This window comes from Paenibacillus agri (genome assembly GCF_013359945.1).
Taxonomy (GTDB): domain Bacteria; phylum Bacillota; class Bacilli; order Paenibacillales; family Paenibacillaceae; genus Paenibacillus_AQ; species Paenibacillus_AQ agri.
This window is the reverse complement of record NZ_JABWCS010000204.1, coordinates 20,108-44,735: the sequence shown is the minus strand read 5'-3', so window position 1 is coordinate 44,735 and position 24,628 is coordinate 20,108. Positions and strand designations below refer to the sequence as shown.

Below are 24,628 nucleotides of genomic sequence, written 5' to 3'. Positions count from 1 at the left end.
AAAACTGTTAGGAGTGAACTTATCATGGCAACAGCAGACATCATTATCGTGGGCGGTGGTCTGGCCGGCTTGATGGCGACCATCAAGGCAGCCGAGTCCGGTGCGCATGTTCATCTATTCTCGCTTGTCCCTGTCAAAAGATCACACTCTGTCTGCGCCCAAGGCGGCATCAATGGTGCCGTGAACACCAAGGGCGAGGGCGACTCGCCCTGGGAGCATTTTGACGACACGGTCTACGGTGGAGACTTTTTAGCGAATCAGCCGCCAGTCAAGGCGATGTGTGAAGCGGCGCCCGGCATTATCCACTTGATGGACCGGATGGGCGTTATGTTCAACCGTACGCCGGAAGGCTTGCTCGATTTCCGCCGGTTTGGCGGCACGAAGCGCCACCGGACGGCTTTTGCGGGAGCGACGACAGGTCAGCAGCTGCTGTACGCACTTGACGAGCAGGTTCGCCGCTGGGAGGCGGAGGGTCTGGTCACCAAGAGCGAGAACTGGGAATTCCTTTCGGCCATTATTGATAACGACGGCGTCTGCCGCGGAATCAGCGCCCAGAATCTGAAGACGATGGAAATCGAGACCTTCCCGGCGGATGCCGTAATTCTGGCCAGCGGCGGTCCCGGCATTATTTTCGGCAAAACGACCAACTCTGTCATTAACACAGGTACCGCGGCCAGCGCCGTCTATCAACAGGGTGTGCATTACGCGAACGGAGAGTTCATTCAGATTCACCCTACGGCCATTCCGGGCGACGACAAGCTGCGGCTGATGTCGGAATCGGCGCGCGGGGAGGGCGGACGGATCTGGACTTACAAGGACGGCAAGCCGTGGTATTTCCTCGAGGAAAAATATCCGGCGTACGGTAACCTGGTGCCGCGTGACATCGCGACCCGTGAAATTTTCAATGTCTGTGTGGATCAAGGCCTCGGCATTAACGGAGAGAACATGGTCTATCTCGATCTTTCCCACAAAGATCCGAAGGAGCTGGACGTTAAGCTGGGCGGGATTATCGAAATCTATGAGAAGTTCATGGGCGATGATCCACGCAAGATTCCAATGAAAATCTTCCCGGCAGTCCACTATTCCATGGGCGGCATGTGGGTCGATTACAACCAGATGACGAACATTCCGGGCCTCTTCGCGGCTGGGGAATGTGAGTACCAGTACCATGGAGCTAACCGCCTCGGTGCCAACTCATTGGTCTCTGCCATTTACGGCGGCATGGTCGCCGGTCCGAAGGCGGTTGAATATATTAAAGGTTTGAAGAAATCGGTGCAGGATATCTCCTCCACCGTGTTCGATGGCTTCCACAAGAAGCAGGTCGATAAATATGAATCCCTCCTGGGGATGTCGGGCAACGAGAATGCCTATGTCATCCACAAGGAACTGGGCGAATGGATGACCGCCAACATGACGGTGGTGCGCCACAACACCAAGCTGGAAGCGACAATCGGCAAAATTAAGGAGCTTAAGCAGCGGTACCAAAACATCAACATGAACGATACGTCACGCTGGAACAACCAAGGCGTCGCGTTCACCCGCCAGCTGTGGAACATGCTGGAGCTGTCCGAGGCGATGACGCTGGGCGCACTGCTCCGCAACGAGAGCCGCGGGGCACACTACAAGCCAGAGTTCCCTGACCGCAACGACGAGGAGTTCCTGAAGACAACCAAAGCGGAGTGGACTGCGGAAGGCCCGCAGATTTCTTACGAAGCCGTGGATGTCTCACTGATCCCGCCGCGGATTCGCGACTACTCGAAGGACAAGTAAGCAGCAGGTGTAATGCGGTCAGCCAAGGGCTGGATGACTGCTCCTGATGTTAAAGGATTGCAAATTTCTTTGGAATTAACAGCAAGATTTCCAGCTGTTTTGAGCAATATGGGCAGAAGTGTAGAAATAACATTCGAAATTCCTGTTAATAGGTGACTAATGCACAGACATCTGTTTTAACAAACAGTCTTTTTGGTAGATCGATAGTGAGATTTAAGAAGCGTATATTTCACAACACTTTTAGGAGGTAACGATGATGGCGGAAACAGCCCAAGCTCCCAAAAACGTAAAGTTTGTTATCACCCGCCAGGATGATCCGCAAAGCTCGTCGTATACAGAGGAATTTGATCTTCCTTACCGTCCGGGGATGAACGTGATCAGTGCCCTGATGGAAATTCAGCGTAATCCGGTCAATGCCAAGGGCGACAATACGGTTCCGGTATGTTGGGACTCCAACTGTTTGGAGGAAGTGTGTGGTGCCTGCTCTATGGTCATCAACGGCAAGCCGCGCCAAGCCTGTGCAGCCCTGATCGATAATCTGGAACAGCCTGTCCGGATCGAGCCGATGAAGACATTCCCTGTGGTGCGTGACCTTGTCATTGACCGCAGCCGGATGTTTAACGCGCTTAAACGGGTAAAAGCCTGGATTCCTATTGACGGTACCTATGATTTGGGTCCGGGGCCGCGTATGCCTGAAAAGAAACGGCAGTGGGCGTACGAGTTGTCCAAGTGCATGACCTGTGGCGTCTGCCTGGAGGCCTGCCCGAATGTCAATGCCAAGACCGATTTTATCGGTCCGGCAGCCATCTCTCAGGTCCGGTTGTTTAATGCTCATCCAACGGGCGAGATGAATGCTGAAGAGCGTCTCGAAGCACTGATGGACGATGGCGGGATTGACGGGTGCGGTAACTCGCAGAACTGTGTGGCGGCTTGTCCGAAGGGCATTCCACTGACAACTTCGATTGCCGAGATTAACAAGCAGACTACAAAACATATGTTCAAACGCTGGCTGGGTGTGTAACAGGCACTCTGCTAAGCAGTACAGACAGCCACCCCCAGCAATCTGCTGCGGGGTGGCTGTCTGTTTTTTTTAGCTGACGGGTTTGAGCCTGCACTTTTTAGCGTAAATATCCATAAAGTCTATTATATAAGCGCTTTCCTGCTGAATTTATGTCATCATATCCAACTATGGTATAATCATCATAGTTTATGTAAGCCAGAGAGCAGGAAGAGTTGGGGAGGAATAGATGTGATTTGTCGGGAGCAGGACGGAGCATTTGTGATGATGAAGCAGCATGAGCATGGGCAATTGTCCGGTGTCCTTGCGGAATGGATCAAGGAAGAGCGCGGTCTTGGGGAGAACCGGCGGGAGGAAGTGCTGCGAGCGGTGGCCGAGCATGATCGGGGCTGGATTGATCTCGATGAGACGCCTTTCTGGAACGATGCGGCTGATGCGCCTTATACCTTCTTCGATTTCCCTTTAGTTCCGAAACTAACCTTCTATCAGCGAGGGCTGAACGAGATTGAAGCTGACACGCCATATGGAGCGCTGCTATGCAGCCTGCATTTCGACCGGCTGATTGATATATCCGGCGAGGATTATCCTGAACTGACTGTATACCAGGAGCATGAGAAGGCCCGCCGGGCCCGCATCCGCCGTGAGTTAGAGGCGACTGCTCCGATCGGGGAGAGTGAACTGCGCTATGATTCCCATCTGCTGCAATTCTGTGACGATCTCTCGTTGTACTTGGGGCTGAATAAGCCTGGTAGCACGAAAGCAGAAGGACATCCTTGGTGGCGTGACGGGTTTTCCGGCAGTGAGGATTTTTCCTTTACTTCCGGACAGCGGATTACGGCGACATGGAAGGATGAGGGGACTTTGATTTTGAACCCGTTTCCATTTAGGCGGCAACTGGAGGTATCTTTCAAGCAGCGTCGCGTCCAGAGGTCGGTAATCAAGGAAAAGGGGATTGCCTCTGCATACAAGGAGGCGCCGGAGGAGGAAGTACATCTGATACTGAGTGGCCCGGAGCAATAAGGTGAAAATCCGGAAATAAATCGCCCGAAAGGAGAATACCCTATGAACAAAAGCTCGTCCGGGGTTCCTCCCCTTGAAGGTACAGATAAGAACAATATGCAGCACCAGCGGCCCAAAATTACCCGTCGCCAGTTTCTGGCTCGCGGCGCGGCAGCCGTTGTAGGCGCAGGGCTTCTGACCGGCGGCTACTCTTGGCTGGCTGAGCCGCGCTGGCTGGAGGTGACCCGGTTGGAGCTACCTCTAGCTGGGCTACCCGGTGCTTTTGCAGGCCTGAAAGTGGTGCATTTCAGCGACACACATCTGGGTTTTAACAAGGATGCCAGTGATATAACCCGTCTGGTTAGTCATATCAGGGAGGCTGACCCGGATCTGATTTGTTTTACCGGTGATATTGTGGACAGTAACCCCGGTGACCTGACGGAATCTGTACCTGTGCTGGCTGAGTTGAAGGCTCCCCTTGGCAAGTATGCGATTCTGGGCAACCATGATTATAAGAATACGGACAAAGTTACCGGGTTGCTACAATCAGCGGGATTTCAGGTGCTGCGCAATGAGTCCATGCTAATCAAGCGTGGCGGTGCGGTAATGGCGATCACCGGACTCGATGATTTGCTGCATGGCAAACCGGACCCGGAGGCAGCGCTGCAAGGCGTTCCGCCGGGGACCTTCACGCTGCTACTAATGCATGAACCGGATTACGCCGATACCGCGGAGGACTACCCTTTTCATCTACAGTTGTCGGGGCATAGCCATGGCGGACAAATCCGTCTTCCAGTGGTTGGTGCGCCGTTCACTCCCTATGGATCGCTAAAATACATATCCGGCTTGTATTACACGGAGAACAAGCGGATGCCGGTCTATGTGAACAGGGGTTTTGGCGAGACTTATATGCCCTTCCGGCTGCTATGCAGGCCTGAGCTTACGGTATTAACCTTGCGTCAGGCTTGAGCCAAGGAGTAAGGCGTGACGCAGAACACAATATTGATTAGCTTTCGATTGAGGAGAGTGGAGAGTTAATGAGTCCCTATGAGACCTTGAAGCTGCCCCATCAGAACGGGACGGCAATAGAACTGCGGCCCATGTTGCCGGAGGATGCCCGTACTTTGCGGATGCTGCTCTCTCATCCACAGGTCAAGGCACATATTGTGATGCGCCCGGGAGGGTCGCAGCCTGCCTTTATGGATAGGCTGATCAACCGTATGCTGTACGCCATTGATCATAGTGCACTGCATGCGGGGATCTATAGACGCGGACAGCAGGAACTGGTGGGAACCGTCTCTTTACAGAATTGGAACCGGCAGGAGTGCAGAGCTATTTTGGGCTACATGGTTGATCCAAAGTGGTGGGGACATGGCTATGCCACAGAGGCGGTAGGACTCTTGCTGAACTATGCATTTCAGGAGCTGGGGCTGAAGGTGATAGAAGGCCGATGCCGGGGTGACAACACAGGTTCAGAACGGGTGATGCTAAAAAATGGCTTGCAACTGGAGCGAACGGTGCCGATTGTAGCTTCCGGAGGCGATGTAATGAAAGTCTTTAGGCTTTGTTACACAAATGAAATAATGCCGTTATAAAACTCTAACAGTGTCCGGTTAAACTAAGTACATGACCCCCTTTTGAAAATATATAACTGCTTTGGGACCCGATCACTCGGGTCCATTTTTTTTGCCGTTGATCATATATGGGAATGTACGGTTATGCATGTGACTAGAGGGCTACGGTGACCTTCTCCCGCTGCTTGAAGTATACCCAGTGCTTGAACCCGATTTCCTTAAGGCGCGCAGCGACATCGTCTAATTCATCAGCCACACGGGACGGCTTGTGCGCATCAGAGCCGAAGGTAACCTCGACACCGAAATGCAGGGCCCGCTCTAAAATGGCGTCAGACGGGTACCAGCCCCCGCTCAGCTTCGTTTTACCCGAGGTGTTGATCTCGATGGCCACGCCGGATTCACCTATGGTACGTAGGCAGTCATCCAACGGGCCTGGTGCAGGTATTTCGGAGAAAGCCGGGTAATTACCCTTCATGGCATCGATATGCCCAAGAATTTGGAACATGCCGCTGCGGGCGGACTCAGCAATCAGGCGGTAATATTCGGTTTTGGCTGCTATTTGGTCAGAGCGGTTCAACCCTTTCCAGCGGCCTTTATTGAAAATACTGACATCAGCCACATAATGCACTGACCCGATAATATAGTCGAAGGGATGGCGTGCGAGTGTCGTGCGGTATAGCTCCGCATATTGTGGAAAATAATCCGACTCGATACCCAGAAGCACGTCGATCCGGCCTTCGTATTCTTTTTTCAGCGACAGAACTTCATCAACATAGAATGCCAGCTCCGACTTCGCCATAGCGATGCGCGGATAGGCTTGTTCCTCGGGGCTTCCGAAGTAAGGGGTGTGATCGGAGATACCTATGGCGCTCAGTCCGGCGCTCAGTCCAGCCTCAATATAATCGCGGATGTTTCCGTCGGCATGGCCGCAGCGAAAATGATGTGTGTGCAGATCGAATTTCATGGCGGGACTCTCCTTTGACCAATATAGTGGTGTGTCGGTTATTCTGAACCGATGAATTGCGTTTCCGGCATGCCTTTGAGATCGCTTAGAAATTGTCTCATAGCGGAGTTAACATATTTGCCTGATTTGGTAATGACACCTACCGGATGGGTGACTTCAAGCTCGATAATCGGCACAATCTTCAGGCTTCCTGCCCGCACTTCTGCGGTGACAGACTGCTTGGAGATAATAGCGGCGCCGAGATCCAGTTCCACCATCCGTTTGACTTCCTCACTGCTGGTCAGCTCCATAATGACCTGGGGCTGAATGCCATGTTTGGCCAGGACCTCATCGGCAAATTTGCGGCCGACGGTATCCGGCGACAGCAGGATCAGCGGCGTTTTGGCCAAGGCTTCTATTCCTGCGGTCTTGACCTGTGCCAGCGGATGGCGGGGTGAAACGACAAGCTCGAAGGTATCATAATACAGAGTGGACGTGCTCACGCCCGAATTGTTGCCGATCAGATAACCGATGCCGACATCGACGAGTCCGTTCTCTACCTGATGATAAATCTGGGAGGAGGACATTGACGAGATAGATGTTTTGATATGGGGAAACTGGTCTTTAAAGTAAGAGAGAATACGCGGAAGAATTTGAATGGCGATGGAAGTGGTCGTGCCGAGAACGATATGCCCCTGCGGGTTCTCTTCCAGATCCGCAAGCCGCTGCTTTAATTCCTCGACAATATTTACAATTTGTTCAGCATGGGTCAAGAATACTTGGCCCCTATCCGTCAACGTGACGGGCTGGTTCCGGTCAACAAGTTGGGTCTTGAATTCTTCCTCTAGACTTTTGATTTGTGCCGAAACCGCCGGTTGGGTCAGGTTGAGCTGCTCTCCCGCCTTGCGAAAGCTCATGGTTTTGGAGATGGTGATAAGCGTCTCAAGCTGGCTGATGTTCATGGAATTCCTCCCTTGGACCAACCGAAGTGGCTCCTTGTTATTAACGTATCTTACGCACATTGTTGGTATTTGATTAAATTATAGGAGATTACACCCGGCAGGGCAATGATCCGCCTTGAGTAATCTTGGGATTTTAGTTGGTCAGGCCTTAATTTTTGGTGAATTGTGCCGATATATGGAGTATAATAATTTATATTGCCTGGGACTTTTGGTATATGACTAAAGCCTAGCGAGGGGGGACAGCATCTTCATGAAAGCAGAAGTAATCAATCCGTTTCTGGAGTCTGCACGCATTGTAATTGAGCAAGTAATTCAGGTTTCGCCGTCCACCGGTAATCTGGGTGTCAAGGAGATCAAGCAAATCGATAATCATATATGGATACAGGTAGGGATGACCGGACAGCTTAGCGGAAATATTATTTTCGGGATTGCAGAGCAGGTAGCGCTACGTATGGTGTCGATCATGATGGGTGGTTTTGTCATTACGGAGATGGACGAGATGGGCCAAAGCGCGATTTCGGAGCTCAGCAATATGATCAGCGGCAATGCCAGCACCATTTTATCCAATCAGGGGGTTTCTGTAGATATTACACCGCCGAAGGTGATGAAATCGGACAGTATGTCGTTTGAATCGAGCAAAGCGCTTAGCATCCCACTGCTGATGGAAGGTATCGGCGAACTGGATATTCAGGTGATGATCTCTTAGCGTAAAGACAGGGAGCTGAACTGCATTTCATGGAGCTGAAGAATAAAATTGTTGTCATTACAGGGGCGTCGAGCGGCATCGGCGCACTCACGGCGCAGATGTTGAGCGGCCGGGGTGCGGTTCCTGTTCTGTTGGCGCGTTCAGAAGACAAGCTGAAAGAAACGGCGGCCGGAATTCCGGGCGTTTTTGGATTGTATCCGTGCGATGTACGGGATGCGGCAGCCGTTGAAGAGACGTTTGACAGAATCCTTGCTGATTATGGCAGAATTGATATTTTGCTTAACAATGCCGGGTATGGCAAATTTGCCCCGTTCACAGACATGGACCCCGAGGAATTTGACGATATGATGGATGTCAATTACATGGGGATTGTCCGTTGCACTAAGGCGGTAGTTCCGCATATGTTGGCACGGGGAAGCGGCCAGATCGTGAATGTGGCTTCCATGGCGGGCAAGATCGGAACCTCTAAAGCGGTGGCATACACTGCAACCAAGCACGCTGTGCTGGGTTTTACGAATGCGCTGCGACAAGAGCTGCGCAAGACCGGCATCATTGTCTCGGCAGTCAATCCCGGGCCGATCGCGACAGATTTCTTCAAGATTGCCGACCCGTCGGGGGGGTATGAGAAGAGCGTGGCGAGAATGATGATGACACCGGAGCATGTCTCCACCAAGATTGTCCGGTTGATGGAGAAGGGTAAAGAGGAGCTGGATCTACCGGGCCTCGCGGGCTTCGGCATCCGGCTGTATGGACTTTTTCCCCGGCTGGCGGACAAGCTGACCTATAACGCCATGAACCGTAAATAACGAGCGGCAACAGGACGATGGGGCCTTCCATTTGGTGGAGAGGCCTTTTTGGCATATAATAAAGATATTATCTCAAGCGAAAAGGATGAATTACTATTATGACTAAAGCTTCATTTGCGGCCATCGGCATCCAGGAAGACCTAGCAGCCCGATTGTCAGAATTCGGCATCAACGAGCCTTCCCCTGTACAGGAGCAGACCATTCCGTTGCTGCTGGAAGGAAGAGACGTGATTGCGGCTTCCCAGACTGGCACAGGTAAAACGCTGGCCTATCTGCTGCCGCTGCTTCAGGGCATCAACCCGGAACAGAAAGTGGTGCAGAAGCTCGTGCTTGCGCCTACACAGGAGCTGGCCATGCAGATTCTGCGTGAAGCTGAGCGTTATGGTGCACACCGGGGAATCCGTGTGCAGGGACTGATCGGCGGTGCGGCGATCAAGCGGCAGATAGACAAGCTGCGCGAGCATCCACAGCTTGTAGTCGGCACCCCTGGCCGAATCCGGGAACTGATCGGACTGCGCAAGTTGAAGATGCATGAGGTCACCACCATCGTTATTGACGAGGCAGACCAAATGTTCCAACTAAGCGGAGCCGGAGAGGTAGCGAAGATTGTCAGCAGTGCGCTGCGGACAAGACAGCTTGTCATGCTGTCGGCCACGATTGGGCCGGAGACGAAAGCACTAGCGGCACGGGAGATGAAGAACCCGGCAGAAGTTGGTATTGCCCCGGGAGTGATGACCTCCCAAACTCTGGAGCATCATTACGTGGTAACGGAGGAGCGGAACAAGATCGACATGCTGCGCCGGGTGATTCGCCATTACAATCCCAAGAAGGCCATCGTGTTCGTGAATGCCACAGATGATATTGCCGAAGTAGAAGCCAAGCTGAACCATCTGGGATTGACAGCGGCAGCACTATACGGAGATGCAGATAAAGTTACACGCAGCCATGTATTGGCGAAGTTCCGTGACGGTAAATTCAAGGTGCTGGTCGCCAGTGACGTGGCTGCGCGGGGATTGGATATTGAGGATTTGTCGCTGGTGGTGAGCTTTGATCCCGCCTTTGACTCCGAGCATTATGTACACCGGGCTGGCCGGACCGGCCGCATGGGACGCCGCGGTTTATCGGTCTCCATTGTGACAGAGCAGCAGACTTTTATTATGCGCAAATTCGCACGGGAGCTGGATATTGCGCTGGAAGAGCGCGAATTGTTCGCCGGGAAGGTGCTTACGTCGGATGAAGCCCGCAGTCCGGCCCGCAGTGGCGGTTCTTATAGCGGCGGAACAGCACCGCGCGGCAGTTCTTCAAGCGGTGGAACGGCATCCCGCAGCGGCAAGCCTGCGGTGCGGACGTCCAGTACAGGTACCGGTTCTGCTGCTGCTGCAAAAGCGGCTAATTCTGCCGAGCCGACCCAGCGTCCGGCGCAAGAGAAAGCTGGTGCGGCTTCCGGTGGGGAACCACGGCGGGATCACCGCGGCGGAGCAGCACCTGTTCCAAATAAACGGGCGAGCAACAAGGTCCGCGAGCAGGACCGGAAGAATAAGGGAGCGCCGAAGTGGCTTAAGAACAAAACTCCGAGGGGGGATGGCCAATGAGTATAACTCCCGTATTACAAATTACGGGTTTAACTGGTGGCTACAGTCTGAACAAACCAGTGCTGCATGATATTGCGCTACAAGTGCAGCCTGGTGAGATGGTAGGTCTGATCGGCCTGAACGGGGCAGGCAAGAGCACGACAATGAAACATATTCTTGGGCTGATGTCCCCGCACAAGGGAGAAATTCGGGTCAACGATAAGACACGACTTTCTGATCCCGAGGGGTATCACGGGGCGTTGTCCTTTGTACCGGAATCTCCGCTGTTGTACGAAGAGATGACAGTGCGGGAGCATGTTGAATTTACAGCACGAGCTTATGGTGTGAACCGCAGCGACTATGAATCTCGCAGCATCCAACTCGCGAAGCTATTCCGCATGGAGGACAAGATGGACACCCTGTCCTCCCATCTGTCCAAGGGCATGAAGCAGAAGGTCATGATTATGTGCGCTTTCGTGGCACGTCCTGCCTTGTATGTGATTGACGAGCCTTTTCTGGGTCTGGACCCGCTAGGAATTCGTTCCCTGCTGGACTTCATGATGGATCTGAAGAAATCCGGGGCGTCGATTCTGCTCAGCTCTCATATTCTGTCTACGATCGAGAACTATTGTGACCGTTTTATTGTGCTGCATCAAGGCAAGGTGGTTGCCAGCGGCACGTTGGAAGAAATGACTGCGGCGGCTGGACAACCGGGACAGTCTTTGGAGCAGCTGTTCTACGAGCTGGTTCAAGGAGGTCAGTGATATGGATCTGAAGGAGCTGCGGCGGCAGCGGAGGAGCCAGTCCATGGGCAAAATGCTACCCTATACCGGATATATTATCCAAAGTGGTGTGGCGATGGTATTTCTCTTCCTCGTGATCGCTTTCTCCGCTTGGTATACATCACTGCTCCGGAACATTCCGGAGGGCGTTCCGATTCGCTGGATCATGCTGGTACTGCTGCTGCCTGCGGCGGTGCACAGCAGCTTCCGGACTTATTTGCAAAGTCCGGATACTGTCTTCCTGCTGCCGCAGGGTCACCGGATGCGGGAATATTTTGCTCCGGCTTGGGTTAGCGGGAATGTGTGGAAGCTCCTGCGGCTAGTCTTTGTGCTGATAACGCTATGGCCGCTGTACATACGCACGGAAGACGCTCCCAAGCTGCTTGGGGCTACAGTGCTCTTATTGGCGGGAGTGAAGCTATTGTCGAGCTTCGGCTGCTGGCGCGAGCTTGGCATGTTGTCGCGCCCTGCCTCCAGGTCGTTCTCCCTCCTGCGCTGGGCGGTTGGCGGTCTCATGATCGCAGCCTGGATTTGGCAGCCGCCCGGCCGGGCGTTGATTTTCATTGTGCTGCTGGCGGCGGCTTACCTTGCAGCGCTTTCCGTTCCGGGACGCCATCGTGTGGCGTGGGAACGGCTCATTGCCACCGAGAAGAACCAGGGCGCTCGGGCGCTGATGATTCTGGGCTGGTTCGTGGACGTGCCTGGGCGCGAGCAGCGGGTTAATGCCCGTCGTTATCTCTCCAAATGGGGGAGCCGCTTGCCTTGGCGGCAGAATACAGCCTATCGTTTTCTGCTGACCAAGAGCTTTGCCCGCGGTGACATCTTCGCAATTGTGTTGCGGATCGCCGTGATTGCCTTGTTCCTGAACTGGTGGAACCATGACAGCTATCTGGGCAGCGGGATTTATCTATTTTTCCTGTTCATTGTCGGTATTCAGTTGTCTGCACTGCGGAGACTGCATAGCGAGTCCTTCTGGTTAATTGTGTATCCCCTGCCACAGGGCAGCAAGGCGCAGAATTCAATTATGTTTATCTTCCGCGTCCAGCTTGCATTGGCGGTATTGTTATGGTTGCCCTTCCTCAGGGGAATCGGGGAACAGCCAGGGCTGGTGGCCGGAAATCTGGTCGCCGGCGCGCTGTTGACTTACCTGTTTAAGGCTTACGCTTCCCGTAAGGAAGCTTCACTGGATGACGAAGATTTATAGCAGAAGGGGCTGTCCCTGAAGTAGTTTTTCTAACGATCGGACACCGCTTCTCTCATACTAACGACAAAAAAAGTAAGCAGAGCAGACATTTTTCCGTTATTGGAGAATCGCTGCTCTGCTTTTTTGGTCCACTGCGGCTTGCTTCAACACATTATGGACAAGCGGAAGCCATCCGACCGGGGGCGTCGCTTATTCTATGCCGCGAAGCAGAAATCGCCGGGAACCCGGTTGTTCTTTAGTTGTCTAAACACACTCCCCGGTTCCGTCATTCGACGTACGGGCAAAGCGTAACCCCCTGCACCGGATCATAGTCTGTCGATAGAAAGCGGTATATTTACAATTCTCCTCCACCGGTCGTCTGAACAGTGAAAAAGAGGGCCACCTCTCCAATTAAGAGCATTTTTGTACCTTATTTTTCTTTAATATAGGCAAAATAGGGAAATAAGGGCATTATTGTATCTTAGTTTTCGGAAAAGCACGCTGGACGGGGTATTCTGGAGAATTTAAGGTACAAAATTGCACTTAATCTCCTCTAACCCTCAGCTGTTGACGATTTAAGGTACAAAAATGCCGTTAATTACACTTCGTTCCTTCCCGTAGCGCTGTTGGTAGAATTGTCAGAGCCTATAGCACAGCATGGTGGAATTGTCAGAGCCCTGTGCAGGTCTCATGCTCTAACCTTGGAGCTTGTCTCTGGTTAAGCAGGAAAATCTCCCGTTAATCCTTACCTTTCAAGCGTTTTGCTCAAAATAGAAGGGGATTATCCTTTTATTCCCCTTGTTATAGGGAATTTGAGGATGATCTTAGAGATTTACGGGAGTTTTCCCCGTTATCATTTGGAAATTTCCCATTTTTGAAAATTAACGGTAGTATTTCCAGTTGTTTAGAGACAGCTGGCACTACTTCTACTTTACAGGATTCACAAGCACACTGAAGGCGGTTAGTCTTTGGGCTTGCGTAAATCTTGTCTGTGACTTGCCTTTGACTTGTATGTGACTTGCCTGTGTTTTACCTGTCTCCTGCGCCTGCCTCTTGCCCATGTCTTCCCTATCCCTAGCTCCTAAAGGAGGGCCGTCAACCGTCAAATAAAACATGGGGTTCAGGAAGCCTCCTCCGCTCCGCCATTATCTATTTTTCGCATTGTTGTGAACAGTCGGGCTTCTCATCAATGAATAGCTAGTTCTGGGACAGCCCCTTTCATGAGGAGATCATGACAAATAACGCCTTGACTTTATTTTTAAGCACAGCTATAATCAACGCCAAGCCATACAATCCCGGCTATGACCAGAGACATGATTCCATTAATCAAGCTGCACAGAGAGAGAAGCAACCGCTGCAAGCTTCTTCTGATTGACGATGGAGTTACCCCTTTGTAGCCGTGATGTGGAACCTGAAGGCTCCGTGCCTGCGGAAGTATACATCACCGGACCATCTCCGTTACAAGATGCTGATGAGGACCTGGCAAGTTGCGGGTCAAATTAGGGTGGAACCACGAGCTGAACGCACTCGTCCCTTGGGATGAGTGTTTTTTTGCGTTCAATAATTCGTGGATGGAGGCATAACAAATGGTTAAAGTGAGACTTCCGGACGGATCTGTCCGGGCATATGAACAAGGCGTGACTGTAGAACAGATTGCAGGTTCCATCAGCCCCGCTTTGCGGAAATCGGCAGTTGCCGGCAAAGTGGATGGTGAATTGGTGGATCTCCGCACAGCGGTAGAGGCCGATAGCGGGATCGAGATTGTGACGCTGGAGAATGAGGAAGGACTGAAGATATACCGGCACAGCACAGCTCATCTCTTGGCTCAGGCACTGAAAAGAATATATGGGCAAAAGGCCGTCAAATTGGGCATTGGTCCCGTTATCGAAGACGGATTCTATTACGATATCGACATGGAGAAATCCTTGTCTACAGACGATCTGAAAGTCATTGAGAAAGAAATGAAGAAGATTATCCAAGAAAATCTCCCGATTACTCGCCGTGTAGTTAGCCGGGAAGAGGCGCTGGCCATCTTCGGGGAACTGGAAGATCCCTACAAGCTGGAATTGATTCGTGATTTGCCGGAAGATTCGGTTATCAGCATCTATGACCAGGGAGAATTCTTCGATCTCTGCCGGGGACCGCATCTGCCGTCTACTGGCAAGATCAAGGCGTTCAAGCTGCTGAATGTAGCCGGTGCATACTGGCGGGGAGATTCCAATAACGTCATGCTGCAGCGCATATACGGTACATCTTTTCCGAAGCAGAGTCAGTTGGATGAGCATCTGAACCTGCTGGAGGAAGCCAAGAAACGGGATCACCGCAAGCTGGGCAAAGAATTGGAATTGTTCATGTTCTCGGAAGAAGCGCCGGGCATGCCTTTCTTCCTGCCCAAAGGCATGATTATTCGTACAGAGCTGGAGGACTTCTCCCGTGAGTTGCAAAGACAGGGCGGCTATGATGAAGTGCGTACACCATTTATGATGAACGTCCGGATGTGGGAGCAATCAGGGCACTGGGATCACTATAAGGACAATATGTACTTCACAGATGTAGACGATACGAAGTTCGCATTGAAGCCTATGAACTGTCCGGGTCACATGCTGATGTTCAAGAACAGCCGACATTCCTACCGGGAGCTTCCGATGCGTCTGGCCGAATTCGGTCAGGTTCACCGCCATGAATTCTCTGGCGCGCTGAATGGCATGATGCGGGTACGCTCCTTCTGTCAGGATGATGCTCATCTGTTCGTGCTCCCTTCCCAGATCGAGGAGGAGATCGCCGGCGTTATTGAGCTCATTGACCATATCTATCAGGTCTTTGGTTTTCAGTACAGCATCGAATTGTCTACTCGTCCTGAGGATTACATGGGCTCCGAGGAGCTGTGGGACGCGGCGGAGCAATCCCTGCAAAATGTGCTGGAGAAGCGCGGCATCCAATATCGGATCAACCCGGGGGACGGGGCATTCTACGGACCGAAGATCGACTTCCACATTCTCGACGCGCTGAAGCGCAGCTGGCAGTGTGGAACCATTCAACTGGACTTCCAGATGCCAGAGAAGTTTGATCTCAATTACATTGGCGAAGATAACGGAAAGCATCGGCCAGTGGTCATCCACCGGGCAGTCTACGGCTCCATTGATCGTTTTATCGGGATATTAATAGAGCATTTCTCCGGGGCCTTCCCCGTATGGATATCACCTGTGCAGGTCCAGATCCTGCCGGTCTCTGATAGGTACAGTGAGTATGCTTCACAGGTGAGAAAGGTTTTGGAGGCGGCAGGTATTCGCACTGAAGTTGACTACCGCAGCGAGAAGCTGGGCTACAAAATCCGCGAAGCGCAAATGGCGAAGGTTCCGTACATGATCGTACTGGGTGAGAGCGAGCAGGCCGGACAATCCATCTCACTCCGCAAGCGGGGGCAGGCTGAGACAGTGACAACAGATCTCCAATCCTTTCTGGCAGTGATCAAGCAGGAGATCGCCTTGAAGTCCCTTGAATTTCTTAACGACAATTATGCGATAGCAACACCACAAGCTTAAGATATCTAATGAAGAGAGCACCAGGCGGATTCCGTCAGGCGCTCTTTTTTTTCGCGGTAACAACAATACTGGCAATAAAACTAGATGAGGTCAGGTCCCTGCGTGTGATTCCCAAGAATGCCGGACCTAGCTCCGGGGTTTATAAGCAATCCCATCGATCATGCACAGACAGGATGAATTCACAAATTTGCTGGTGGTGGTCATTCTTGCCGGAAACGTCTCATTATCAAAGTACGTGCGAAATACGTCGCGGGCGACGGAGAAATGTTCGATATCCCGCAGATACAGGTTGATTTGCACAAGATCGCCAAGTCTGGCTCCTGCGGCATGCAGGGTGGTCTTGAGATTCTCGAAGCTTTGCACCATCTGAAAGGCGATATCGTCCCGCTCGTGTCCTCCTGAATGATGGGCAAGAAAGATGAAATCTCCGGCAGCGGTGAAAGCAGAGCAGGTATCATCCCCGTAATGGTTGGATAAGCGCGTAATCATTTATTTTCCTCGCTATCTATGTAATTTTTCATCCATTATACCAAACATATGTTCTTAAATCTATGATTCATAGTACCTCCTTTCAGACCGCCGTAAATCCTGAATAATTGTTAATTTCGCAAAAACGGTGCAGATGATTTAAAAAATGAGGCCTGTCTTTTACCAATCGTCTCCAGCATAATAAGCCTGAGCTTAAATTTGTATACGTTTCCAAATGGAAGTGCGCACTAATTTCCGTACCAAACAACAACATTGGGGGAGGATTCAGGCGTGAAAAGAAGATTGTCCTTTTTTTTGGTAATGCTTTTGCTGTCTTCAGTGGTTTTGGATGTGCTGGGGGCAGGCGTGGCACGTGCCGCAAGTGATGAGACAGGACTTCCGGTATACTATGATGCGAGGAAAAGCGTGGATGAACGCACAGCCGATTTGCTGTCCCGCATGACACTGGACGAGAAGATCGGGCAGATGATTCAGGCTGAAAGAGCCTCGGTAACACCTGAGGAAGTGATGGAGTATAGACTGGGCTCTGTCCTCAGTGGCGGCGGTTCCTTTCCGAATGGAAAAGAAAGCGACAGTACACCGGATCACTGGAGAGCGCTGATTGACGGATATCAGGATGGCGCGTTGTCGACGCGGCTGGGAATTCCCCTGCTGTATGGCGTCGATGCAGTGCATGGACACAACAATCTCATAGGGGCTACGCTGTTCCCTCACAACATCGGGCTGGGGGCAGCGAATGATTCTGAACTGACAGAGAAGATCGGGGCAGCTGCTGCCGAGGAAGTGGCGGCGACCGGAGCGAACTGGACCTTTGCACCGACAGTGGCCTCTCCTTACAACGTAAGATGGGGGCGCACGTACGAGGGCTTCAGTGACAATCAAGAGATTACTGCCAAGCTTGGGGCGGCTTATATTCTGGGATTGCAGGGACGAACGCCTGCGGAATTAGCTGGTTCAGGTACTATAACAGGTACAGCCAAGCATTATCTAGGTGAGGGTTATACGGACAATGGAGTAAACCAGGGTGATACTACTCACTACACCGAGGAAGAAATTATCGAGAAGGATTTGAAAGTATACGAGGCTGCTGTGAATGCAGGTGTGCAGACTGTAATGGCATCCTATCACAGCATTAACGGTTTGAAGATGCATGCTAACAAGCATCTGCTCACAGATGTCTTGAAGGGCGACAAGAAGAACGGAGGCCTGGGCTTTACAGGGTTTGTTATTTCTGACTATAACGCTGTACAGCAAATTACGCGGGATAGTGACGGGAATCCGGTCAGCGGATTGAAAAATCAGCTTGCCGCATCTGTCAACGCCGGGGTTGATATGTTTATGCTGACAGCGGACTGGAAAGTCAGTTTGAAGCATATCAAGGATCTTGTAGGCGAAGGCAGAATCAAGGAGGAGCGCATTACTGATGCTGCTGAGCGGATTATTCGGGTGAAAATCGCGTCCGGACTGTTCGAGCATCCGAAGAGTGATTCTGATCTGGCGGGTGCCTTCGGCTCCGCGGAGAACCGGGCACTAGCGCGGCAGTCTGTAGCGGAATCACTGGTGCTGTTAAAGAATGACAAGGTGAACGGCAAGCCGATTCTGTCCCAGTTAGGCGGGATGAAGAAGATTTTTGTCGCCGGGAAGAATGCGGATGATCTTGGTAATCAGGCTGGTGGCTGGTCGATCACCTGGCAGGGGAAATCCGGCAAGATCACGGAAGGAACCACTATTCTGCAGGGCATCAAGGATGTCGTCTCCCCGTCCGCAAGCGTTACGTATAACAAAAACGGACGCGGTGCGTCCGGCCATGATGTGGCTATCGCTGTAATTGGCGAAACACCATACGCGGAGAGCGCCGGAGACCGTACGAATCTGAATCTGGATGAGCAGGATCTGGCAACAGTGGCCAACATTCGGGCTGCTGATCCTAATATTCCGATTGTTGTGGTGCTCGTCTCCGGACGTCCGATGACAATCGCTCCGCAGTTGAAGGATTGGGACGCACTTGTCGCGGCCTGGTTACCAGGTACGGAGGGGGCAGGAGTTGCCGATGTGCTGTTCGGCGACATGGAATTTAAGGGCAAGAACCCGATCCGCTGGCCATTCACACTGGACCAATATCCGGTGAATAACGAGAGTGAGAATGTCTTGTTCAAGACCGGTTATGGTTTGACTAAAAATGAAGAGACACCCGTTCTGCCTGAAGGACCGGTAGTCCAGGAACCGTCACATCTCATTCCAGGGAAAATTGAGGCTGAAGATTTCAGCGCCAAGAGCGCAGGTCTGCAAACCCAGGAGACACAGGATGTAGGCGGAGGACTCAATGTTGGCTACACCGCAGCAGGGGAGTGGCTTGACTATAATGTCAACGTGGCTGAAGCAGGCACCTATAGGGTGGATTTCCGGTATGCAGTCAATGGCAACCCTACGGGCATCAGGGTCAAATCCGCAGAAGGGAAGACACTAGGCACCTTAAGCGTAACATCGACAGGAGGCTGGCAGAACTGGCAGACTCAAGCGGTGGATAATGTAGTCTTCCACAAGGCAGGCTTGCAAAAAATCCGACTTGAATTTACCAGCGGCAACATCAACCTGAACTGGGTTCAATACACCCGGACTGGGGATGTCACGACCGAAGAACCAAACCCGGGTGGCGGCGGGGAAGCGGTACAAGAGAACGTCATTAAACAGGATGCAGTCAGCTCCTGGGTCTCTAGAGAACGTGATCCATCTGACCGGAAATGGTATTATGCCGACCGCTACCAGGAGGGAGATGCCAAGCTGGAGCAGCAGAAACCGCTGAATATTGCCCTGCCGAATAATGCGGAAGGCACGTCCATTCACATTGATCCGGACAAGAAATATCAGTCGATTCTGGGTATCGGAACCTCGATGGAGGAATCGACCGTCAACAATCTGGCCAAGATGTCTCCGGCCAAGCAGGATGAGCTGCTTCGCCAGATGATCGATCCGAAGGACGGAATCGGCATGAGTATGCTGCGCCTGACGATCGGGACGGCCGATTTTACAGATAAAGAATTTTACAGCTATAACGATATGCCGCCAGGACAAACAGATGTTAACCTGGAGAATTTCTCGATCCAGAAGGATATTGACTACCATATCATCAGCACCGTGAAAAAAATTCAAAGCATTAACCCGGATATTAAGTTTTTTGCTTCACCATGGAGCCCGCCGGGTTGGATGAAGACAACGGACAGTATGATCAAAGGGCAAGTGAAGGAAGAATATTTGCCAGTGCTGGCCAAATATTATGTGAGATTCCTGCAGGAATACGCGAAGCTCGGCATTACCTTTGAGGGAATGACCATGCAGAATGAACCTCTGCTGGAGATTGAGTACCCTAGCACCAGAATGTCCTGGGAACAGCAGTCCCGGCTCGCCAAGCTGTTACGTGCCGAACTGGATGCTGCCGGATTCACGTATGTGAAGCTGTGGACCTTTGACCACAACCCTGGTGATACGATGGCGTATCCGGCACAGATTCTCGGGAATAAGGAAGAGGGCGCCTATGATGCCGTGGACGGTACAGCCTTCCATGATTACGGAGGCGATCTTGGGCTGATGACCCAGCTTCATGATCTGTATCCTGAGAAGCATGTCTACCTGACCGAACGTGCTGTATGGGGGACGTCAGGTGCTGACCGGATGGCCCAGTATTTCCGTAATTGGGCCCGTAGCTACAACTCCTGGGTAGCGATGCTGGACAGCGATATCGCCTCCCACCAATGGACGGGAATTCCCGATCCTACGCCGATTGTGCAAGATTCATCGGACCGCAACAACTATTGGCTGCTGCCGGAATATTATTTGATGGGCCAGTATACCAAGTTCGTCAAGCCAGGTTATGTGCGGATTGACAGCGACTACGGCTCAAGCAGCACTATAACCAACGTGGCGTTTGCAAGCCCGGATGGCAAAGAAATCGTAACCGTAGTGATCAACCAGACGAATGAAGCGCAGCACTTCAAGCTGCTTGCTGACGGTACACAGATTACTGCAGTGCTACCTGCCAAATCGGTTGGAACGTATACATGGGAACGTGTGAGTGGAATCAAGAAGGTACCGGGCACTTGGAATGCTGTTGATTTTGATACTGCCGAGGGCCAATACACCAAGCATGACAATGGATACATTTCCGGACTTTCAGATGGTACTTCTTCCTTTGACTATGTAGTGAATGTGCAAGAAAGCGGAGACTATGTCCTGAATTTTGAACACAGCTTTACCGGCACTGCCGGAGCTGGTCAGCAAGTGGAGATCCTTGAAGACCAGAAGCCTGTTGGAGTCATTCACTTGACCAAGCAGACTGCGGGTGAGGAGGATTTTGCCGCAAATCGCACGATTCTAGCACTGGATAAAGGGACTCATAAGCTTACGCTGAAGACCACTGGCAAGGGCTACAATATTAAATCGCTGACTCTTGCAAAAGCTTCTGCTGAAGCAAATAGCCTGCCGGGCATCCTTCCTGCCGCAGATTTTACCGGGTCCTCCGGGGTTCTGGTGAAGGATGGAACGGTTGGATATACCGACAATGGCGATTGGATGAAATATAAGGTCAATGTACCTGAGGCCGGCAGCTATCCACTGTTGTTATCCTATGCCACCGCCAATAACGGCGCAGGATTTGAACTGCTTGCAGGTGAGGGAGACAGTACTGTGACCGCAGCAACCTACGGTTTACAGGGTACAGGCGGATGGAACATCTGGCAGTCGTTCCAAGGTGCCGTGACTCTACCCGCCGGGGATCAGACCTTGACGCTAAAAGTAACAGGGGAAGGGTTCCAGCTGAAATCACTGGTAATCGGCCCTGCGCTTCAATCGGATACGATCCTCACTGAAGGCCAGGAGGATGGAACTGAGGTGCTTGTTACTCTGCTCAACGAAAAATATGCACCAGAACTGGATGCAGCATATTGGAACGTTGAAGATTACGCTGGCACCGTAGTGAACAGTGTGTACCGAGTAGATGATCACACAGCTAAAGTTGTGCTGGAAGGTACGCGTAGCGTTGATTTTGACAGTGATCGTGTACTGACTGTTACGGCTGATGTATATCAGACCGAGTCACAGAAAGCTTACGGCAATGTGAAGCTTCTGAAAGTCCCTGTTACCGTAAAGGCAGTGAACGATGAGGAGAGCATTACGCTTACGCCATCGAGTCTGCCTTATAACGTGAAGGGACAGGACATCATAATCTCTCTGACGGGGGGAACGTTCATCCCTGAACACCTTCAAGACATCACCGTGTCTGGAACGGCAAAAGATCAGGGGCATGTCTCCATTGCCTCGGCCGTTCTGATCAATCCGGTTCAAGTGAAGCTGACGCTGGCCTGGGATGGGCAGCCATATTATAGCGACTTGAAGCTGAAGGTGAACGTGCCAACCAGCGCTTACGCTGATTCTGAAGGCGGAGGCACGCTGACGGCGGAAGCTACGCTGGCGGGAACGACCCGTGCGGTTGCGCCTACCAATCTTTTGGAGCTGAGTTCGCTGGATCAATTCTACCGCCTGCAAGGGATGACAGCGAGCGGTGGAGGCAGCGGAGCCAAGCTGACTGGTATTCATGCCGGGGATAGCGTGGACTTTTGGGTGAATGTACCGGAGGATGGTGACTATGCGGTAACGCTGACAGCGACATCCACAGGTGCAGCGTCTCAGGGGATTATTTTCAAAACAGAAACAGGTCAAACCTTGAAAGCAGTAGATGTGCCGAATCTCTATTCGCAGACAGTCGGCATTCGTGCAGTTCTTCCGTTGAAGAGCGGCGAGCAGAAGCTGCGCCTGCAAGCAGGTTCGGGCGGATATGAACTCAGCGGCATCGCAGTAGAAGAATATGTACCGGATGTCATGGACAGCAGCAGGTTCATTAAAGTTGAAGCTGAAAACTATTATAATGCTGCAACAAACGGGATTCAGAGCAATTTGAAGGACGGCACTTTGGAATTTAAAAATATTGGATTTACCTCATCCGGTGGTTCTTTTGATTATAAGCTGAGCGTTGCTGAAGCCGGATTATACAAAATCATTTATCGTTATGCCACCACAGAAGGCGGCGTAAGTGCGACCCTGTCCGCGAACGGTAATAAGCTGCTGGATGCGGCCATGCCAGCAACAGGCAACTGGGACTCATACAGTGAGGCTGGTGGTGTTGTCCGGCTTGCACAGGGAGAACAGACTCTGCAGATCACGCTAAACAACAACGGGGCGAACCTGGATTGGTTCTCACTGGAGCCGGCGGACGATAGCGTAGTGAAGGAGGGCAAGGCTGCACTGCCTGTCTCTTCTCTGAAGTGGGGCACGTACAAAGGCTTGCAAATCGTCACTTTAAGCACGGCAACGGAAGGAGCAGAAATCTACTACACTACAGATGGTTCTCTGCCTACAGCAGACAGCAAGCTGTACAGCGGACCGATTGAGATTTCGGAGATGACCGTCATTCGTTCTGTAGCGGTGAAGGAAGGTATGAACAGCAGCTATGTTGCACCGTTCTCCTACCTCATCACCGAAGACTCTGAAGTGAAGAAGGTATCCGCGCCGCAAGCAGACCCTGCTGGAGGCACATACACCGGCGAGGTGAAGGTGAAGCTGACGACAGCAACAGCCGGAGCGGAAATTCGCTATACTCAGGATGGTTCCGTTCCAACAGCTAGCAGTCAACTTTATAGCGGACCAATCTTTGTAGGCAAAAGTAAGACGATTAAGGCTATCGCGCTCAAAGAGGGTTGGAAGGCCAGCGACGTATCGAGCTTTGAATATATCCTGGGTGAGGATGGTGGGCCGGGTACAACGCCAAGCCCTGAACCTACTCCGAGCCCAACACCTACTGCAACACCAAGCCCAACGCCGGGATCAACCTATAGCCCGGATACGAACTCAGGGTATGCTCCGGCACCAAGTCCAACACCGGTAGCGGGTGGAAGCAAAGAAAGTGTTGTTGATGGCAAAATTATCACCGCGTCACCAGTCTTAAACAAAGACAGTGGCAGTGCAAGGGCAACGGTCAGCGCAGAAGCCTTGAAGCAGGCGGAAGCTGCACTGTCTGGCAATGCAAAGAATGTTGTCATTGAAATTCCAGCTCTGGCGGATGCCAAAGCCTATGAGCTTGGGCTGCCGGCAGGAGCATTGTTTGCCGATGCGAAGACTTCTATTGAAGTCCGTACCGGATTCGGTACGCTGTTGATTCCGGCCAGTGTGCTTAAGGCGGGGGCGGATCAGAGTCAATCGCCATGGATCATTACCATTGCTAAGGCAGAAGGATCATTAGCAGGACAAAATGCACGGCCAGCTTACAAAATTAGTGCAACGATTAATGGAAAAGAAGTATCGTGGAAATCACCGGATTTGCGGATCACAGTCTCCCTGCCGTATGTGCTACTGGCTGGAGAACGTGGTAAAGAGGAACATGTCACGATCCATAGCCTGAATGCAGCAGGAACACTGACCGCTGTACCAAGTGGTCAATATCACAGTGATGCAGGGGCAGTAGTCTTTAGCGGAGCATTCTCCGGCACGTATGTCATTACGTTTACGGAGAAGACCTTCGGGGATATCGGGCGTTACCCATGGGCCCGTCAGGCGATTGAAGTGCTTGGGTCCAAAGGAATTATTACCGGTATTACGGACCAAACGTTTGGACCGCAGAGTGAGGTGAAACGCGGAGACTTTGTACTCCTGCTTGTCAGAGCACTCGGTCTGGACACTGCTGCCGTAAGTGACAGCAGCTTCAGTGATGTGAAGGCGGGCGACTACCGGTATGAAGCGCTGGCTATCGCCAAGCAGCTGAATATTGCCTCCGGCCGTCCGGATGGAAGCTTTGATCCTGATGCTTCGGTGACGCGTCAGGAGATGATGACCCTGGCCGCCAAGGCGATCGCCGCGGCAGGGAAGAAGTTGCCGGCGGGAAGCGGGGCCTCTTGGCAAAGCTTCAGTGATGCGGGTCAAGTGGCGCCATACGCCCAAGATAGCGTTGCGGTGCTGATCGCAGCGGGAATCATCAAAGGGGATGGTACGCGTCTCCATCCGCTCGGGGTAACGACCCGTGCAGAGGCCGCGGTGCTGATCTACAATCTGTATAATTTGTAATCTCCCTGCCGGCAGGTAACGGAGAGCATAAAAAACGCCTTGACGTATGCTTTCGTCAAGGCGTTTTTTTAATGCGGCTGCTGTTTCCAAGGATAATCATCTCTGTGAGCTGCTGCGATTGTGGTGCGATGAGATACTAACAGAATAAGAAGAGCGCAGAGGCGCTCTTCTTTACTT

Annotated in this window: 16 protein-coding genes; 13 read left to right on the top strand and 3 right to left on the bottom strand. The window is 52.0% G+C overall.

What is annotated here, in order from left to right:
- The first annotated feature begins 24 nt into the window (after positions 1 to 24).
- The 5 genes from sdhA to HPT30_RS10525 all read left to right on the top strand — a co-directional run bounded on the left by sdhA (position 25) and on the right by HPT30_RS10525 (position 5,382).
- The gene (gene sdhA / locus HPT30_RS10545) at positions 25 to 1,770 is read left to right on the top strand and encodes a succinate dehydrogenase flavoprotein subunit (protein WP_066376507.1); all 1,746 of its coding nucleotides are present in this window, start codon (positions 25 to 27) and stop codon (positions 1,768 to 1,770) included.
- Positions 1,771 to 2,026: 256 nt separating this feature from the next.
- A complete protein-coding gene (gene sdhB / locus HPT30_RS10540; protein WP_066376509.1) occupies positions 2,027 to 2,791 on the top strand; it encodes a succinate dehydrogenase iron-sulfur subunit in 765 nt (254 codons plus the stop codon).
- 228 nt (positions 2,792 to 3,019) lie between these two features.
- Entirely contained in the window at positions 3,020 to 3,808 is a 789-nt protein-coding gene (locus tag HPT30_RS10535; RefSeq protein WP_175371361.1) for a DUF3891 family protein, read from the top strand.
- 42 nt (positions 3,809 to 3,850) lie between these two features.
- Complete coding sequence (locus tag HPT30_RS10530; RefSeq protein WP_175371360.1) at positions 3,851 to 4,756, top strand: metallophosphoesterase; 906 nt, start codon at positions 3,851 to 3,853, stop codon at positions 4,754 to 4,756.
- A gap of 68 nt (positions 4,757 to 4,824) precedes the next feature.
- Positions 4,825 to 5,382 (top strand): GNAT family N-acetyltransferase, encoded by a 558-nt coding sequence (locus HPT30_RS10525; RefSeq protein WP_175371359.1) that lies wholly within the window; start codon positions 4,825 to 4,827, stop codon positions 5,380 to 5,382.
- 133 nt (positions 5,383 to 5,515) lie between these two features.
- Here HPT30_RS10525 and HPT30_RS10520 read toward each other — a convergent pair whose 3' ends face one another.
- Both HPT30_RS10520 and HPT30_RS10515 read right to left on the bottom strand, forming a co-directional pair.
- Positions 5,516 to 6,325 carry a histidinol-phosphatase gene (locus HPT30_RS10520; protein WP_175371358.1) on the bottom strand — a complete coding sequence of 270 codons (810 nt, stop codon included), beginning with the start codon at positions 6,323 to 6,325 and terminating at the stop codon, positions 5,516 to 5,518.
- A gap of 38 nt (positions 6,326 to 6,363) precedes the next feature.
- Complete coding sequence (locus tag HPT30_RS10515; protein ID WP_175371357.1) at positions 6,364 to 7,266, bottom strand: LysR family transcriptional regulator; 903 nt, start codon at positions 7,264 to 7,266, stop codon at positions 6,364 to 6,366.
- Positions 7,267 to 7,516: 250 nt separating this feature from the next.
- On the opposite strand from HPT30_RS10515, the gene HPT30_RS10510 reads away from it, so the two are divergent.
- From HPT30_RS10510 to thrS, 7 genes are all read left to right on the top strand, one after another.
- Positions 7,517 to 7,972 (top strand): chemotaxis protein CheX, encoded by a 456-nt coding sequence (locus HPT30_RS10510; RefSeq protein ID WP_175371356.1) that lies wholly within the window; start codon positions 7,517 to 7,519, stop codon positions 7,970 to 7,972.
- Positions 7,973 to 8,001: 29 nt separating this feature from the next.
- Complete coding sequence (locus tag HPT30_RS10505; RefSeq protein WP_175371355.1) at positions 8,002 to 8,778, top strand: SDR family NAD(P)-dependent oxidoreductase; 777 nt, start codon at positions 8,002 to 8,004, stop codon at positions 8,776 to 8,778.
- Between the two features lie 98 nt (positions 8,779 to 8,876).
- Positions 8,877 to 10,370: a DEAD/DEAH box helicase gene (locus HPT30_RS10500; protein ID WP_175371354.1), complete on the top strand. Its 1,494-nt coding sequence runs from the start codon at positions 8,877 to 8,879 to the stop codon at positions 10,368 to 10,370.
- Positions 10,367 to 11,113 (top strand): ABC transporter ATP-binding protein, encoded by a 747-nt coding sequence (locus HPT30_RS10495; protein WP_175371353.1) that lies wholly within the window; start codon positions 10,367 to 10,369, stop codon positions 11,111 to 11,113. The genes HPT30_RS10500 and HPT30_RS10495 overlap by 4 nt, the downstream gene beginning before the upstream one ends.
- A 1-nt stretch (position 11,114) precedes the next feature.
- Entirely contained in the window at positions 11,115 to 12,335 is a 1,221-nt protein-coding gene (locus tag HPT30_RS10490) for an ABC transporter permease (protein ID WP_175371352.1), read from the top strand.
- Positions 12,336 to 13,545: 1,210 nt separating this feature from the next.
- On the top strand, positions 13,546 to 13,689 hold the full coding sequence (locus tag HPT30_RS10485) for a hypothetical protein (protein ID WP_175371351.1): 144 nt from the start codon (positions 13,546 to 13,548) through the stop codon (positions 13,687 to 13,689).
- Positions 13,690 to 13,900: 211 nt separating this feature from the next.
- The gene (gene thrS / locus HPT30_RS10480; RefSeq protein WP_175371350.1) at positions 13,901 to 15,856 is read left to right on the top strand and encodes a threonine--tRNA ligase; all 1,956 of its coding nucleotides are present in this window, start codon (positions 13,901 to 13,903) and stop codon (positions 15,854 to 15,856) included.
- Positions 15,857 to 15,982: 126 nt separating this feature from the next.
- Here the strand turns inward: thrS and HPT30_RS10475 are convergent, their stop codons facing one another.
- Positions 15,983 to 16,345: a RidA family protein gene (locus HPT30_RS10475; protein WP_066376556.1), complete on the bottom strand. Its 363-nt coding sequence runs from the start codon at positions 16,343 to 16,345 to the stop codon at positions 15,983 to 15,985.
- Between the two features lie 270 nt (positions 16,346 to 16,615).
- On the opposite strand from HPT30_RS10475, the gene HPT30_RS10470 reads away from it, so the two are divergent.
- Positions 16,616 to 24,451, top strand: a complete 7,836-nt coding sequence (locus tag HPT30_RS10470) for a glycoside hydrolase family 3 N-terminal domain-containing protein (protein ID WP_175371349.1) — start codon at positions 16,616 to 16,618, stop codon at positions 24,449 to 24,451.
- Positions 24,452 to 24,628: the final 177 nt, after the last annotated feature.

Coding starts and splice junctions, on each gene's coding strand:
- sdhA (WP_066376507.1), top strand. CDS start 25: ATGGCAACAGCAGACATCATTATCGTGGGCGGTGGTCTGGCCGGCTTG.
- sdhB (WP_066376509.1), top strand. CDS start 2,027: ATGGCGGAAACAGCCCAAGCTCCCAAAAACGTAAAGTTTGTTATCACC.
- HPT30_RS10530 (WP_175371360.1), top strand. CDS start 3,851: ATGAACAAAAGCTCGTCCGGGGTTCCTCCCCTTGAAGGTACAGATAAG.
- HPT30_RS10525 (WP_175371359.1), top strand. CDS start 4,825: ATGAGTCCCTATGAGACCTTGAAGCTGCCCCATCAGAACGGGACGGCA.
- HPT30_RS10520 (WP_175371358.1), bottom strand. CDS start 6,325: ATGAAATTCGATCTGCACACACATCATTTTCGCTGCGGCCATGCCGAC.
- HPT30_RS10515 (WP_175371357.1), bottom strand. CDS start 7,266: ATGAACATCAGCCAGCTTGAGACGCTTATCACCATCTCCAAAACCATG.
- HPT30_RS10510 (WP_175371356.1), top strand. CDS start 7,517: ATGAAAGCAGAAGTAATCAATCCGTTTCTGGAGTCTGCACGCATTGTA.
- HPT30_RS10505 (WP_175371355.1), top strand. CDS start 8,002: ATGGAGCTGAAGAATAAAATTGTTGTCATTACAGGGGCGTCGAGCGGC.
- HPT30_RS10500 (WP_175371354.1), top strand. CDS start 8,877: ATGACTAAAGCTTCATTTGCGGCCATCGGCATCCAGGAAGACCTAGCA.
- HPT30_RS10495 (WP_175371353.1), top strand. CDS start 10,367: ATGAGTATAACTCCCGTATTACAAATTACGGGTTTAACTGGTGGCTAC.
- HPT30_RS10490 (WP_175371352.1), top strand. CDS start 11,115: ATGGATCTGAAGGAGCTGCGGCGGCAGCGGAGGAGCCAGTCCATGGGC.
- HPT30_RS10485 (WP_175371351.1), top strand. CDS start 13,546: ATGACAAATAACGCCTTGACTTTATTTTTAAGCACAGCTATAATCAAC.
- thrS (WP_175371350.1), top strand. CDS start 13,901: ATGGTTAAAGTGAGACTTCCGGACGGATCTGTCCGGGCATATGAACAA.
- HPT30_RS10475 (WP_066376556.1), bottom strand. CDS start 16,345: ATGATTACGCGCTTATCCAACCATTACGGGGATGATACCTGCTCTGCT.